General features: G+C 75.0%; 13 protein-coding genes. All 13 read right to left on the bottom strand.

Annotation, left to right across the window (positions count from 1 at the left end; genetic code table 11):
• Window positions 1-53: 53 nt before the first annotated feature.
• From AC6CH9_RS06720 to AC6CH9_RS06660, 13 genes are read right to left on the bottom strand one after another with little or no spacing between them, the layout of a single operon-like run.
• Entirely contained in the window at window positions 54-1283 is a 1230-nt protein-coding gene (locus AC6CH9_RS06720; protein WP_498154224.1) for an acetyl-CoA C-acyltransferase, read from the bottom strand.
• Window positions 1280-2437: an alpha/beta fold hydrolase gene (locus AC6CH9_RS06715; protein WP_498154223.1), complete on the bottom strand. Its 1158-nt coding sequence runs from the start codon at window positions 2435-2437 to the stop codon at window positions 1280-1282. Before AC6CH9_RS06715 ends, AC6CH9_RS06720 begins: the two co-directional genes overlap by 4 nt.
• Window positions 2434-3138: a CoA transferase subunit B gene (locus tag AC6CH9_RS06710; protein ID WP_498154222.1), complete on the bottom strand. Its 705-nt coding sequence runs from the start codon at window positions 3136-3138 to the stop codon at window positions 2434-2436. The genes AC6CH9_RS06715 and AC6CH9_RS06710 overlap by 4 nt, the downstream gene beginning before the upstream one ends.
• Before the next feature lie 3 nt (window positions 3139-3141).
• On the bottom strand, window positions 3142-4026 hold the full coding sequence (locus tag AC6CH9_RS06705; protein WP_498154221.1) for a CoA transferase subunit A: 885 nt from the start codon (window positions 4024-4026) through the stop codon (window positions 3142-3144).
• Window positions 4023-5123, bottom strand: coding sequence for an alpha/beta hydrolase (locus AC6CH9_RS06700; RefSeq protein WP_498154220.1), 1101 nt, complete (start codon window positions 5121-5123; stop codon window positions 4023-4025). The genes AC6CH9_RS06705 and AC6CH9_RS06700 overlap by 4 nt, the downstream gene beginning before the upstream one ends.
• Entirely contained in the window at window positions 5120-5914 is a 795-nt protein-coding gene (locus AC6CH9_RS06695) for a 3-hydroxybutyrate dehydrogenase (RefSeq protein ID WP_498154219.1), read from the bottom strand. The genes AC6CH9_RS06700 and AC6CH9_RS06695 overlap by 4 nt, the downstream gene beginning before the upstream one ends.
• Window positions 5911-6609, bottom strand: a complete 699-nt coding sequence (locus AC6CH9_RS06690; RefSeq protein ID WP_498154218.1) for a TetR/AcrR family transcriptional regulator — start codon at window positions 6607-6609, stop codon at window positions 5911-5913. Before AC6CH9_RS06690 ends, AC6CH9_RS06695 begins: the two co-directional genes overlap by 4 nt.
• Window positions 6606-8222, bottom strand: a complete 1617-nt coding sequence (locus AC6CH9_RS06685) for a class I adenylate-forming enzyme family protein (RefSeq protein ID WP_498154217.1) — start codon at window positions 8220-8222, stop codon at window positions 6606-6608. The genes AC6CH9_RS06690 and AC6CH9_RS06685 overlap by 4 nt, the downstream gene beginning before the upstream one ends.
• Entirely contained in the window at window positions 8219-9376 is a 1158-nt protein-coding gene (locus AC6CH9_RS06680; protein WP_498154216.1) for a branched-chain amino acid ABC transporter permease, read from the bottom strand. The genes AC6CH9_RS06685 and AC6CH9_RS06680 overlap by 4 nt, the downstream gene beginning before the upstream one ends.
• Window positions 9373-10248: a branched-chain amino acid ABC transporter permease gene (locus AC6CH9_RS06675; protein ID WP_498154215.1), complete on the bottom strand. Its 876-nt coding sequence runs from the start codon at window positions 10246-10248 to the stop codon at window positions 9373-9375. The genes AC6CH9_RS06680 and AC6CH9_RS06675 overlap by 4 nt, the downstream gene beginning before the upstream one ends.
• Window positions 10245-11024, bottom strand: a complete 780-nt coding sequence (locus AC6CH9_RS06670; RefSeq protein WP_498154214.1) for an ABC transporter ATP-binding protein — start codon at window positions 11022-11024, stop codon at window positions 10245-10247. Before AC6CH9_RS06670 ends, AC6CH9_RS06675 begins: the two co-directional genes overlap by 4 nt.
• Window positions 11021-11797, bottom strand: coding sequence for an ABC transporter ATP-binding protein (locus AC6CH9_RS06665; protein WP_498154213.1), 777 nt, complete (start codon window positions 11795-11797; stop codon window positions 11021-11023). Before AC6CH9_RS06665 ends, AC6CH9_RS06670 begins: the two co-directional genes overlap by 4 nt.
• 1 nt (window position 11798) lies before the next feature.
• Window positions 11799-13013 carry a substrate-binding domain-containing protein gene (locus AC6CH9_RS06660; RefSeq protein ID WP_498154212.1) on the bottom strand — a complete coding sequence of 405 codons (1215 nt, stop codon included), beginning with the start codon at window positions 13011-13013 and terminating at the stop codon, window positions 11799-11801.
• Between the last annotated feature and the right edge of the window lie 108 nt (window positions 13014-13121).

The following is a 13121-nucleotide window of genomic DNA, read 5'->3' as shown; positions in this document are numbered from 1 at the left end:
CGCGAGCGTAGGCGAGGTGCTCCGCGCCGTCCTGTCGAGCCGGTCGAGCGTGGTCACGCCTCCAGCAGCAGCGCCTCTCCCTGGCCGCCGCCGCCGCACAGCCCGACGGCGACGCGCCCGCCACCACGGCGCGCGAGCTCGTGCGCCGCGTGAACCGCGAGGCGGGCACCGGACGCACCGATGGGGTGGCCGAGCGAGATGCCGCCACCGTGCACGTTGACGACGTCCGGCGAGACGCCGAGCACGCGCGTGGACACCGCGACGACGGTCGCGAAGGCCTCGTTGATCTCGACGAGGTCGAGGTCGTCGACGGTCCAGCCGGCGCGGTCGAGCGCCTGCAGGATCGCGCGCGCGGGTTGGGAGTGCAGCGACGTGTCGGGGCCGGCGACCTGCCCCCACGTCCGCACGGTCGCGAGCACGGGCGCACCCGCGGACTCGGCCCGGGCACGCGTCGTGAGCACGAGCGCGGCGGCGCCGTCGGAGATCTGCGACGCGTTGCCCGCGGTGATGGTGCCCTCGGGGTCGAACGCGGGGCGCAGGCGGGCGAGGCCCTCGACGGTCGTGTCGGGCCGCACGCCCTCGTCGTCGCGCACCTCGACCGCCTCGCCCCGGCGCTGCGGGACGCTCACGGGCGCGAGTTCGGCGTCGAACAGGCCGTCCTTCGCCGCGGCCGCAGCGCGCTGGTGCGAGGCCGCCGCGACGACGTCCTGCTCCTCGCGCGAGACGAACACGTCGCCGACGTTGGTGCGCTCGGTCGAGACGCCCATGGACGCGCGGTCGAACGCGTCGGTGAGCCCGTCGCGCGCGACGGCGTCGACGAGCGTCGCGTCGCCGAACGCGAACCCGGCGCGCGATCCGGGCAGCAGGTGCGGCGCGTTGGTCATCGACTCCTGGCCGCCGACGAGCACGACCTCGGCCTCGCCGGAGCGGATCATGCGCGTGCCGTCGATGACGGCGGTGAGCCCCGAGAGGCACACCTTGTTCACCGTCACGGCGGGCACGTCCCAGCCCACGCCGGCGCCCGCGGCGGTCTGGCGCGCGGGGTTCTGCCCCGCCCCGGCCTGGAGCACCTGGCCGAACACGACCGCGTCGACTGCGTCCGCACCGAGGCCCGAGCGCTCGATCGCGGCGCGCGCGGCGACGGCGCCGAGCTCGACCGCGGTCAGCGCGGCGAGCGAGCCCTTGAGCCGCCCCTGCGGGGTGCGGGCTGCGGCGACGATCACGACGTCGTCCGGGCGGGCGGCGGGAGAGACATGGGGGGAGACGGGGGTGGTGGTGCTCACGGCTGGACCTCCAGGGGTGCGGACGGCGGTGTCTGCACGGGCGCCGGGGGTGTGGCGCCCGCTCGTGCGGCGGCGGCGTCGACGTCGGCAACGGCAGTGTCGACCAGCCCGAGCAGGAGCCCGAGGAACACGTCCGGCTCCTCGAGGTGGGGGCTGTGCCCGACGCCGGGCCGCACCTCTTCACGGTACCGCCCGCCCGCGGCGGCGTAGGCGTCGAGGACGGCCCGGGTCTGGGCGACCATCGGCTGCGGCGGGTGCGTCTCGGCCCCCGGCCAGCCGGGGACGGCGCCGAGCGCGCCGAGCTGCGCGAGGTCGAACAGCGACGTGTCCGCGACGATCGCGTCGGCGTCGCCGCGCACCCACAGCACGGGCGCCGTCGCACCGGACGTCGCGAAGCCGGAAAGGTCGCAGAACTTTGCGCTGATCGCGTTGTTCATGCCGCGCCTCCCCGGCGCCACGCCGGGCCAGGTGTCGGAGGTCGTCCGGTCGCCCGGGTAGTTGTCGTCGCCCGTGCGCGTGGAGAGCACGGAGTCGAGCAGGAGCTCCTCCAAGGCACCGAGCGGCTCGCCGAGCGCGGCCGGGTCGGCGACGTAGAACCGGCGCAGCACGTCGCGGGGCGACCCGGCGTCCTCGCTGCGGTCACCCGCGGCGAGCGCCGCGACGAACGCGGGGTTCGCCGTCCCGCCGCCCGAGCCCGCGAAGTCGGGGGAGAGCGGCGTGCCGTCGACGTCGCGCGTGCCGCCGAACCCGTACGGCGACATGGGCGCCTCGAGGAGGATCGCGTCGAACAGGTCGGGCCGGTCGGTCGCGAGCTGGAGCGCGACGCCCGCCCCGGCGGAGTGCGCGACGGCGACGAGCGGGCGCGCGAGGTCGAGCGCGTCGAGGACGGCCGCGACGTCGTCGGCGAACTCCCGCACGCCGCGGGTCGCGTCGACGGGCCGGGGCTCGGCGTCGCCGTACCCGCGCAGGTCGACCGCGACGCCGCGCACGTCGGCGGGCAGCGCGCGCAGCAGCGGGTCGAAGAACGCCGACGACGAGCAGTTGCCGTGCACGAGCAGGACCGTTGCCCGCACGTCGCCGTCGGCCACGACCTCGCGCACGTGCTCGCGACCGCGCGGGGTGGGGACGTCGCGGCGCAGCACCTCGCGCGTCACGACGGCGTCCCCGCGGCCTGCGTGGACGGTCCTGGGCCGGCATCGGCGACGTCGAGCGGGGCGTCGTCGAGCGCGACGACGAGGTCGGGCTCGGTCGCGGCGCGCACGTCGTCGACGCTCACCCCGGGCGCCGTCTCGCGCAGCACGAGGCCGTCGGGCGTCACGTCGATCACGGCGAGGTCGGTGATGATCCGGTGCACGACGCCCCGCCCGGTGAGGGGGAGCGAGCACGAGCGCAGGATCTTGGGCGAGCCGTCGCGCGCCACGTGCTCCATGAGCACGATCACGCGGCCCGCCCCGTGCACCAGGTCCATGGCGCCGCCGGGGCCCTTGACCATCTTGCCGGGGATCATCCAGTTGGCGAGGTCGCCCGTCTCGGAGACCTGCATGCCGCCGAGGATCGCGGCATCGATCTTGCCGCCGCGGATCATGCCGAAGCTCAGCGCGGAGTCGAAGAACGCGGCGCCCGGCAGGACGGTGACGGTCTCCTTGCCGGCGTTGATGAGGTCGGGGTCGACGGCGTCCTCGGTCGGGTACGGCCCGACGCCGAGGATCCCGTTCTCCGACTGGAGCACGAGGTGCTTGTCCGCCGGCACGTAGTTGGGCACGAGCGTCGGCAGGCCGATGCCGAGGTTGACGTACCAGCCGTCCTGGAGCTCGCGCGCGGCGCGCGCGGCCATCTCGTCGCGGGTGAGCGGCACGGCTCAGCCCTCCTTCACGGTCGTCGCGGTGCCCGACGGCGCGGGCGCGGGCTGGTCGGTCGCGGCGGCCGGGCGCACGGTGCGGCGCTCGATGCGCTTGGGCGCGTCGGGGCCCACCTCGACGACGCGGTGCACGAAGACGCCGGGCAGGTGCACCTCGTCGGGGTCGATCTCACCCGGTTCGACGAGCTCCTCGACCTGCGCGACGCACACGCGGCCCGCCATCGCGGCGAGCGGGGAGAAGTTGCGGGCCGAGCGGTGGAACACGAGGTTGCCGTGCCGGTCGCCGCGCAGCGCGTGCACGAGCGCGAAGTCCGTGGTGATCGCGTCCTCGAGCACGAACTCGGCCTCGTCGGCGAACGCGCCGTCGTGACCGCGCGGGCCGACGCCGAACGTGCGCACCTCCTTGGGCGCGCTCGCCTGCGCGACGCCGCCCGCGCCGTCGTACCGCTGGGGGAGGCCGCCCTCGGCGACCTGCGTGCCGACGCCGGTGCGCGTCCAGAACCCGGCGATGCCCGCGCCGCCGGCGCGCAGCTTCTCGGCGAGCGTGCCCTGCGGGGTGAGCTCGAGCTCGAGCTCGCCCGAGAGGAACTGCCGCTCGAACTCCTTGTTCTCCCCGACGTACGAGCTCGTCATCTTGCGGATGCGGCCCGCCCCGAGCAGGACCCCGAGGCCCCAGTCGTCGACGCCGCAGTTGTTGCTCACGACCCACAGGTCGCGCGTGCCCTGGGCGAGCAGCGCCTCGATGAGGGCGATGGGGTTGCCGCACAGGCCGAACCCGCCGACGGCGAGCGACGCGCCGTCGGGCACGTCCGCGACGGCCTCGGCCGCGGACGCGACCACCTTGTCCAGCCCGGTCCCTCGTGGGGACGCGATCGTGGGGCTCATGCCGTGACCTCCTCGTCACTCGCCGGTCCCGGTCCGTCGCTCGTGACGGCGGCCAGGGCCTGCAGGGTCTCGCCCGCGACGGCCTCGACGCCGGGCGGGCTCATGATGATCGTGTAGTGATTGATACCCGCTACGTCGCGGGTGCGCAGCCCCGGCAGCCGCGCGCGCCACGCGGCGAGGTGCTCGGGGGAGTAGAGGGCCTCGGGCTCGTCGAGCAGGCCGCGCGGCGCGCGCAGCAGCACGAGGGGCACGTCGAGGGGGTGGTCGCCCGCGAGCGCGTCCGCGAGCGGCCCGCCCTCGTAGAGCTCGAGCGAGTCGGCGGAGACCGCCGCCCCTGACGACGCCGGACGCAGCGCGGGCGCCTCGCCGACGAGGTCGTAGTCGACGTACCCCGCGACGACGTCGGCCCACGGCTCGTCCCACGCGCTCGCGAACGCGGGGTGCGCGCGCCAGAAGCCGCGGTACTCCTCGTGGTCGGCGAACGTGCGCTCGAGGCGCTCGACGGCCGGGCCGAGCAGGGCGCGCAGGACCTCGTCGTGCGTCGCGTCCGGCGCGAGCCCGGTGGGCGGCGGGAGCGGGAGGCCGCCGTCGACGAGCACGAGCCGGGAGACGCGGCCGGGGTGGCGGTGCGCGAGCACGACGGACACGAACGCGCCCATCGAGTGCCCGAGCGCGACGACGCTCCCGATCCCCAGCGCGTCGAGCACCGCGGCGAGGTCGTCGGCGTGCGCGCCCATGCCGTACGGGCCGGGCAGGGCGTTGCTGCGACCGCGCCCCCGCAGGTCGGGCGCGACGACGCGCACGCCCGGGAGGGCCGCGACGACCGCCGGCCACGCGCGGTGCGACGCGGTGATGCCGTGCACGGCGAGGACGGTCGGGACCGCGTCGTGCGCGGGGGGCGTGCCGCCGTCGGGCCGGGCGCCCGGCCCGGGTGCGTGCGGGCCGACCGGGTCCCACACGCCGACGCGCAGCCGGCCGCCCGCGACGGGCACGTCGAGCGTCGCGTAGGTGTGGGTCGCCGCGGTGACGTCGTGCGACGCGCGCGCGGGGTCCGTCGTCGGGCGGGCGGCCGTGCCCGCGGTCGCTCCCGCGGTCACCGCGCGCTCCAGCCGCCGTCGATCGTCCACGAGGCTCCCGAGACCATCGATGCGTCCGGCCCGGTGAGCCAGCCGACGAGCGACGCGACCTCCTCCGGCTCGACGAGCCGCTTCACCGCGGACTCGGCGAGGAGCACCGTCGCGAGCACCTCGGACTCGGGGATGCCGTGCACGCGTGCCTGGTCCGCGATCTGCTTCTCGACGAGCGGCGTGCGCACGTACCCGGGGTTGACGCACACGCTCGTCACGCCGTGCGGGCCGCCCTCGAGCGCCGTCACCTTGGACAGGCCCTCCAGGCCGTGCTTCGCGGACACGTACGCCGACTTGAACGGCGACGCGACGAGGCCGTGCACGGACGAGACGTTGACGACACGGCCGAACCCGCGCGCGTACATCCCCGGGAGCGCGGCCCGGACCAGCAGGAACGGCGCCTCGAGCATGATCGCGTGCAGCAGGCGGAAGTCGTCGGGGCGGAAGTCCTCGATGGGGCTCACGCGCTGCACGCCCGCGTTGTTGACGAGGACGTCGACGTCGAGCGCGAGGTCGTCGAGCGCACGCGTGTCGGCGAGGTCGACGACCCACGCCTCGCCGCCGAGCTCGTCCGCGAGGCGCTTCGCGCCGTCGGGGTCGACGTCGGCGATCGTGACGTGCGCGCCGCGACCGGCGAGCTCGCGCGCGCACGCCGCACCGATGCCGCTCGCGCCGCCCGTGACGAGCGCGCGGCGCCCGGCGAGCGTGGGGGCGCCGGACCCGGCGGGGATGCCTGCGGGGACGGTGGCGGCGGCGGTCATCGCGCGTCTCCTTCGGTGTCGGTCGTGGTGGCGGGTCCGGTCCCGGCCGGTGGAGCGGCCCGCGGCGCGGCGAGCGCGCGCTCGATGAACTGCATGGTCTGCTCGAACACGTGCGGCGGGACCTCGGCGGCCGCGGTGTCGTACGACGGCGGCTCCGCGCCCTCGTCCCAGCGCCCGCCCCACAGGACCCAGCGCATCCCGACGATCTCGCCGATGCCCATGAGCGCCCACGCGGCGACCTCCGGGTCGACGTCGTGGCCGACCTCGCCGTTCGCGCGCGCCTTGTCGAGGCCGGTCATGTAGCCCTCGACGATGCGCGAGTAGTGCCGGCGCAGCGCTCCGGGCGAGACGAACTCGGCCTGCCGCACGATCCGGTACAGCGCCGGGTGCTCGGCGGTGAAGCGGAAGAACGCCTCGAAGCCCGCACGCTCGGCGGCGAGGCGCGTCGTCGCCTGCGAGCTCGCCTCGATCATCGCGTGCCGCACGCGGCGGTTGAGGTCGTCGACGAGCTCGTCGAACACGTCGATCTTCGACTCGAAGTACAGGTAGAACGTGCCCTGCCCGACGCCCGCCGCCTCGGTGATCTTGACGATCGACGCGTCGTGGTACCCGACCATGGCGAACACCTGCTCGGCCGCGGCGAGGATCTTGGCTCGCGTGCGGTTGCCGCGGGCGGTGCGGGGCTGGGTGCTCATGAGTCCTCCGGGACGGTCACGCGCTCGGCGAGCGAGCGGCGCGACACCTTGTGCAGCGACGTGCGGGGCAGGGACGGGACGAGGTCGAAGCGACGCGGGACCTTGAAGTGCGCGAGCTCGCGGCGGCAGAACGCCTCCAGGTCCTCGGCGTCCGTGGGGACGCCCTGGCGCGGGACGACGAACGCCGCGCCGACCTCGCCCCACCGGTCGTCGGGGACGCCCACGACCGCGACGTCCGCGACGCCGGGGTGGCGTCGGAGCACGGTCTCCACCTCGGACGGCGTGACGTTCTCGCCGCCGACGATGAAGACGTCCTTGATCCGGTCCACCACGCGGTAGTACCCGTCGGCGTCGCGCTCGACGAGGTCCCCGGTGCGCAGCCAGCCGTCGTGCAGGACGGCGGCCGTCGCGGCGTCGTCGCGGAAGTAGCCGGCGAACACCCCGGGACCCCGGACCAGCAGCTCGCCGGACGCCGGTCCGTCGAGGTGCCGGCCAGTCACCGGGTCGGCCACCGCGACCTCGACGTGCGGGTACGGCGTCCCGGCGGACCCGATGCGTTCGCGCGCCTGGTCGTCGGGCAGGCACAGCACGTTGGGCCCGGCCTCGGTGAGCCCGTACCCCTGCGAGAGCGCGACGCCGCGGCGGTGCCACGTGCGCAGCAGCGGCTCCGGCATGGGCGCTCCGCCCACGACGGCGTGCCGCAGCGACGACAGGTCGGCGTCGGCGAAGCCGGGGTGCTCGGCGAGCAGCAGGTAGTTCGTCGGGACGCCCATCATGGTGGTGACGCGGCGCTCGGCGACGAGCTGGAGCACTCGCTCGGGCTCGAACGTGCGCTCCAGGACGACCGTCGCCCCGGTCCACCACGCGAGCAAGGGCTGGATGTTCCAGCCGCCCGCGTGGAACTGTGGCAGCACGCTCAGCACGACGTCGTGGCTCGTGAGCTCGACCGTGCGCGAGAGCGAGAGGTTGGTCCAGAAGCAGTTCGCGTGCGTGAGCAGCGCGCCCTTGGGCGTGCCCTGCGTCCCGGACGTGAAGACGAGCAGGAGCGGGTCGTCGTCGCGCACGACCCGGCGCTCAGGGGCGGGAGCCACTGCGGCCCGGTCTGCGCCACCCGTACCCCGTGCGCCGTCGGTCGGCCGCGGGCGGCGCGACGGCGCGGGGACCCGCGCCTCGACGCCGCTGCGGCCGAGCTCGGTGCGCCGAGGCGGCAGGACGAGCCGGTCCAGGGCGGCGTCGGCCAGCGCGGAGAACTCCTGCTCGACGAGCACGAGCGCGGGGTCGGCCTGCTCGAGCTGGGCCGCGAGCTCGCCGGGCGACAGGCGCCACGAGAGCGGCGCGAGGACGAGCCCCGCCTGCGCGCACGCGAAGAACAGCACGACCTGGTCGGCGCTGTTGCCCGTCACCGTGGCCACGCGGTCCCCGACGCCGTAGCCCGCCTCGCGGAACGCGGCCGCCAGGGTGCTCGCGCGCTCGTGCAGGTCGCGGTAGCGCAGGGTCACGCCCCGGTCGTCGACCGCGACGCGGTCCGGCGTCGCGAGGGCGCGGTCGCGCGTCCAGCGCCCGAGGGTGTGCAGGCCGTCCCCCGCGCCGGGCCGGTGCTGCGTCGTCGTCATGCCACCTCCTCGAGGCGCTCGCGGGCTCCCTCCCGATCCTCCCGCGGGCGGCGGCGCGCGGCGAGGCGCGACGCGGCACCGGCGATCCCGCCGGGCAGGAACATCACGACGAGGATGAAGAGGGTCCCGAGGAGGAACAGCGGCTCGCTGAGCGGCACGCGCAGCACGGCCGGGAGGTCGGCGACGGCCGCGGAGCTCGCGAGCGTCCCGAGGCGCTGGTCGAGGATCGTGTAGAGCACGCCGCCGACGATCGCGCCCCACCGGGACCCGACACCGCCGAGCACGACCATGACGAGCAGCGTGAGCGTGAAGTCGGCGGACGTCGCGCGCGGCACGGCCCCGGACTGGAGCAGCAGGTACGCCATGCCGACGACGGTCGCGAGCGTCGCCGCGAGCACGAACACGAGGAGCTTGACGAGGTAGGGCCGCCCGCCGATGACGCGCACGCGCATCTCGTTCTCGCGCGTCGCCGCCGCGACGTGCCCGGCGCGCGAGCGCTCGACCCACAGCACGACGAGGTAGACGCCGACGAGCACGGCGAGCGCGAGCCAGTAGAGGTTGCGCGTGTTGAGCACGCCCACGAACGCGTCGGGGACGTTCCCGGTCGCGAGCGCGAGGCCCTCCTCGCCGCCCGTGGCCCCACCGGGGTTGCGACGCACGAGCACGTTGCCCGCCTGCGCGAACGCGAGCGTCACCATGGCGAAGGAGATCCCGGTGACGCGCAGCGAGATCGCGCCGACGACGTGCGCGAGGACGATGCCCCCGACGAGCACGAGCGCCGCGGCGGGCAGGAGCGGGATCTCGGTCGTGTCGAGCACGATCGCGAGCCCGTAGACGCCGGCGGCGAAGTAGAGCGCGTGGCCGAAGCTCAGCAGCCCCGCGACGCCGAACAGCAGGTGGTAGCTCAGGGCGAGCGCGCCGATGAGCCAGCACAGCGCCATCATCTGGAGCGCGCCGGGCGTGTAGGTGGGGCCGGGCAGGACGCCCGGGACGTGGATGGCGAGCAGCGGGAGGCACGCGAGCAGCGCGACGAGCGCGACGCCCGCGAGCGTGCGGACGAGCGTGCCCGACGGCGCCCGGCGGGCGGGTCGGTCGGCGCGCGGTGCGTCGTCGGCGGGGGTGGCCGGGGCCGGGGGAGCGGTCTGGGTGGTCATGCGGCTGCCCTCCCGAGGAGGCCGGTGGGACGGACGAGGAGCACGAGCGCGAGCAGCAGCACGACGATGAGGTCGCCGTAGCCGAGGTAGTAGTTCGCGAACTGCTGGAGGACCGCGACGAGCACGGACGCGACCGCGGCCCCGGTCAGCGAGCCCAGCCCGCCGATGACCGTGACGATGAACGCGAAGATGAGCAGCGACCCGCCGAGGTGCGGCGAGACGTAGCCGAAGTACTGCGACGCGAGGACGCCGCCGAGGCCCGCCGCGGCGCCGCCGAGCGCGAACACGAGCGTGAACGCCTTGCGCACGTCGATCCCGAGCGCCGTGACCATGGACCGGCTCTCGACGCCCGCGCGGATGATGAGCCCGTAGCGGGTGCGCTGGAGGAAGAGCACGATCGCGCCGAGCACGAGCGCCGCCGCGGCGATCGCGACGAACCGGTCGTTGGGCACAGGCGCGCCCGCGAGGTCGGTCGTGCCCTTGAGCCACGCAGGCCCGGAGATGAACTCGGGGTCCGAGCCCCACATGCCCTCGAACAGCGCGACCGACGCGAGCGAGAGCCCGACCGTGACGAGCACCTGCTCGATGTGCCGCTCGTAGAGGGGGCGGATCAGCAGCAGCTCGGTGAGCGCCGCGGCGCCCGCCCCGACGACGGCTCCGGCGAGCAGCGAGAGGGCGAACACGCCCCACGAGTCCGCGCCGAGCGAGCGCGCGACGAACCAGCCGCCGAACGCGCCGAGCGTGAGGAACGACCCGTGCGCGAAGTTGAGGACGCCCATGAGCCCGTAGATGAGCGACAGGCCCGACGCGACGAGGAAGTACAGCGCCCCGAGGCCGAGCCCCGTGACGAGGAGGAGGACGATCGTGCTCACCGGGCAGCCGCCCCTTCGTTCTCGTGGTGTGCGTCCCCGGCGTGCACGCCGAGGAGCTGCTGGACGCGGTCGGGGTCGTCGAGGAGCTCGCGCGCCGGGCCGGTGTGCACGACGCGGCCCGCGTCGATGACGACGACGCGCTCGGCGAGCCGCTCGATGACCTCGAGGTTCTGCTCGACGAGCAGGATCGGCACGGTGCGCGCCGCCTCCGCGAGCGCGTCGGACACCTCGCCGACGATCCGGGGCGCGAGGCCCTTGGTCGGCTCGTCGACGAGGAGCAGGCGGTTGGCGTTGAGCAGGGCGCGCGCGAGCGACACCATCTGCTGCTGACCGCCCGAGAGGGTGCCCGCGCGCTGCGCCGCGCGCTGCACGAGGTCCGGGAAGAGCTCCGCGACGAGCTCGCGGCGCGGGTGGGCGTCGCGCTCGGCGAGCCGCAGGTTCTCCGCGACCGTGAGCCCGGCGAAGACCTCGCGGTCCTCGGGCACGTACCCGACGCCTCGGCGCACGATCTTGTCCGTGCGCTCGCCGTCGACGCGCTCGCCCGCGAGCCGCACCTCGCCGCGGCGCTCGATGAGGCCGAGCACGGCCTTGAGGGTCGACGTCTTGCCGACGCCGTTGCGCCCCAGCACCGCCGTGACGCCCGTGGCCGGGACGGAGAACGTCACGTCCTCGACGACCTGCTGTCCCGCGATGCGCGCGGAGAGCCCGCGCACCTCGAGGACGGGCACGTCGCTCGGCGCCCCCGCGTGGGCGGCGTCGTTCCTGCGGCCGCTCATGCTGCCTCTCCTGCCGTGACGCCCAGGTAGGCGCTCTGCACCGTGGGGTCCGCCATGACGGCGTCCGGGGTGTCGCACGCGAGCAGCTCGCCGTGGTGCATGACGGCGACGCGGTCCACGAGCCCGAGGACGACGTCCATGTGGTGCTCGACCATGAGGACCGTGCAGCCGGTCGCGTGCAGGTCGCGGATGACCTCGACGAGGCCCGGCACGTCGGCCGACGACACGCCCGCCATGGGCTCGTCGAGCAGCACGACGCGCGGCTCGGTCGCGAGGAGCACCGCGATCTCGAGCTTGCGCTTGTCGCCGTGGGACAGGTCGCCGGCCGCGACGTCGGCGCGGCGCGTGAGCCCCACCGTCTCCAGGTGCCGGTCCGCCTCCCGCGTCGCGGCATCGCCACGGCGCGGGAAGCGCAGCACCGACAGGGCGCCGCCGAGGCGCCCCTGCGCGGCGAGCCGCACGTTCTCCCGGACGCTCAGGCGCGGGAACAGGCTCGACGTCTGGAACGTGCGGCCCAGCCCGGCGCGGGCGCGCGCGGCCACCGAGGTGGTCGTCACGTCCGCGCCCTCGAGGAGCACCGCCCCGCTCGTCGGGCGGTGGATCCCCGACACCAGGTTGAAGAGCGTCGTCTTGCCCGCGCCGTTCGGCCCGATCACTCCGAGCATCTCGCCCCGCCCGACGGCGAGGCTCACGCCCTGGAGGATGCGCGCCCCGCCGATCTGGAGGCCGAGGTCGCGGACCTCGAGCGCGGGGAGGGTGTGCGGCTCGCCCACGTCAGCCCGCCTCGGCCGGCGCGACGTCCTCGCCCGGCACCTCGGTGACGAGCTCGGGCACCCAGGCGTCGCCGTCGGCGACGAGCTTCACCTGGTACATCGGCTGGATGAGCGCGTGGTCGGACGCGCGGACCGTCGTGGTGCCCTTGGGGCCGTCGAAGCTCCAGCCCTCGAGCGCGTCGACCATGGCGTCGACGTCGTCGCCGCCCTCCTCGATCGCGTGGACGATCATCTGCGCCGCGACGAACCCGTCGGGCGTGAAGAGGTCCGCCTGCTTGCCGGCCTCCTCGACCGACGCGAGCATCGCGGCCTCGACCTCGGTGCCCGCCGCGCCCGGGAAGTAGTGGTTGAGGAAGTCGACCTTGCTCGCCGCCGCGCCGTACGCGCCGTAGGTCGCGACGTCGCCGAGGCCGGTGACGACCGTCGTCGAGTCGAGCACGCCCTGCTGGTCGAGGCCCTGCCACATCGCGCCCGACGTCGCCCCGGCCCACGCGACGAACACGAGGTCGGGCGCGGCGTCGACGATCTGGTGCGCGAACGGCGTGAACTCCGTCGCGTCCTCGGGCACGAGCACGCTCGTCACCTCGGCGCCCTGCGCGCCGAGGACGGCCTCGACCGCAGCGAGGTTGCCCTGGCCGAACGCGTTGTCCTGGGCGAACACGACGACCTTCGCGCCGTCGGGGTCGACGAACGTGCCCGCGGTCGCGACGTCCTGGAGCGACTGGCGGCCCGAGCGGAACGTGTAGTCGTTGATGCCCGTGAGCGCGTCGACCGCGGCCGGGCCGGAGATGTAGAGGACCTTGTTCTGCTCGGCCTGCTCCGCGAGCTTGAGCGCCACGCCGGACACGACCGTGCCGCCGAGGATCTGGTAGCCCTTGCCGATGAGGTCCTTCGCCTGGCCGACCGCCTTGTCGGGGTCGCCGCCGTCGTCGTGGAACGTCACGTTGACCGGGCGGCCGTCGACCTCGCCCGTGCCGTCGGTCGCGTAGTCGAGGCCGGCCTGGAAGCCCTCGTAGTAAGCCTCGCCGTAGGCCGCGAGCGGCCCGGTCTTGGAGTAGATGATGCCGACGTCGACCGGGTCGGCGCTCGTGCTGCTCTCGCCTCCGGTCGTGTCGCCGCCGGTCGCGTCGGTCGGCGCGCACGCGGCGAGCACGAGGCTCGCGGCCGCGAGCGCGGCGACGGCGAGTGCCGGCCGCTGGGACTTCTTCGTCCGCATGACTTCGCCCTTCGTTGGGTGGTCCTGGGGGGAGCGCCACTCAAACATGAGAGGCGATTCAGGTTGCGGGAATCATGGATCGGCCACGGACGCGGTGTCAACCCGCGC

It is taken from the genome of Cellulosimicrobium sp. GQ32, from assembly GCF_059758455.1.
This window is presented reverse-complemented; position numbering and strand designations above follow the sequence as displayed.

Excerpts from the sequence above, each read along its gene's own strand:
- AC6CH9_RS06705 (WP_498154221.1), bottom strand. The coding sequence starts at position 4,026 with ATGAGCCCCACGATCGCGTCCCCACGAGGGACCGGGCTGGACAAGGTG.
- AC6CH9_RS06695 (WP_498154219.1), bottom strand. The coding sequence starts at position 5,914 with ATGACCGCCGCCGCCACCGTCCCCGCAGGCATCCCCGCCGGGTCCGGC.
- AC6CH9_RS06690 (WP_498154218.1), bottom strand. The coding sequence starts at position 6,609 with ATGAGCACCCAGCCCCGCACCGCCCGCGGCAACCGCACGCGAGCCAAG.
- AC6CH9_RS06685 (WP_498154217.1), bottom strand. The coding sequence starts at position 8,222 with ATGACGACGACGCAGCACCGGCCCGGCGCGGGGGACGGCCTGCACACC.
- AC6CH9_RS06680 (WP_498154216.1), bottom strand. The coding sequence starts at position 9,376 with ATGACCACCCAGACCGCTCCCCCGGCCCCGGCCACCCCCGCCGACGAC.
- AC6CH9_RS06670 (WP_498154214.1), bottom strand. The coding sequence starts at position 11,024 with ATGAGCGGCCGCAGGAACGACGCCGCCCACGCGGGGGCGCCGAGCGAC.
- AC6CH9_RS06660 (WP_498154212.1), bottom strand. The coding sequence starts at position 13,013 with ATGCGGACGAAGAAGTCCCAGCGGCCGGCACTCGCCGTCGCCGCGCTC.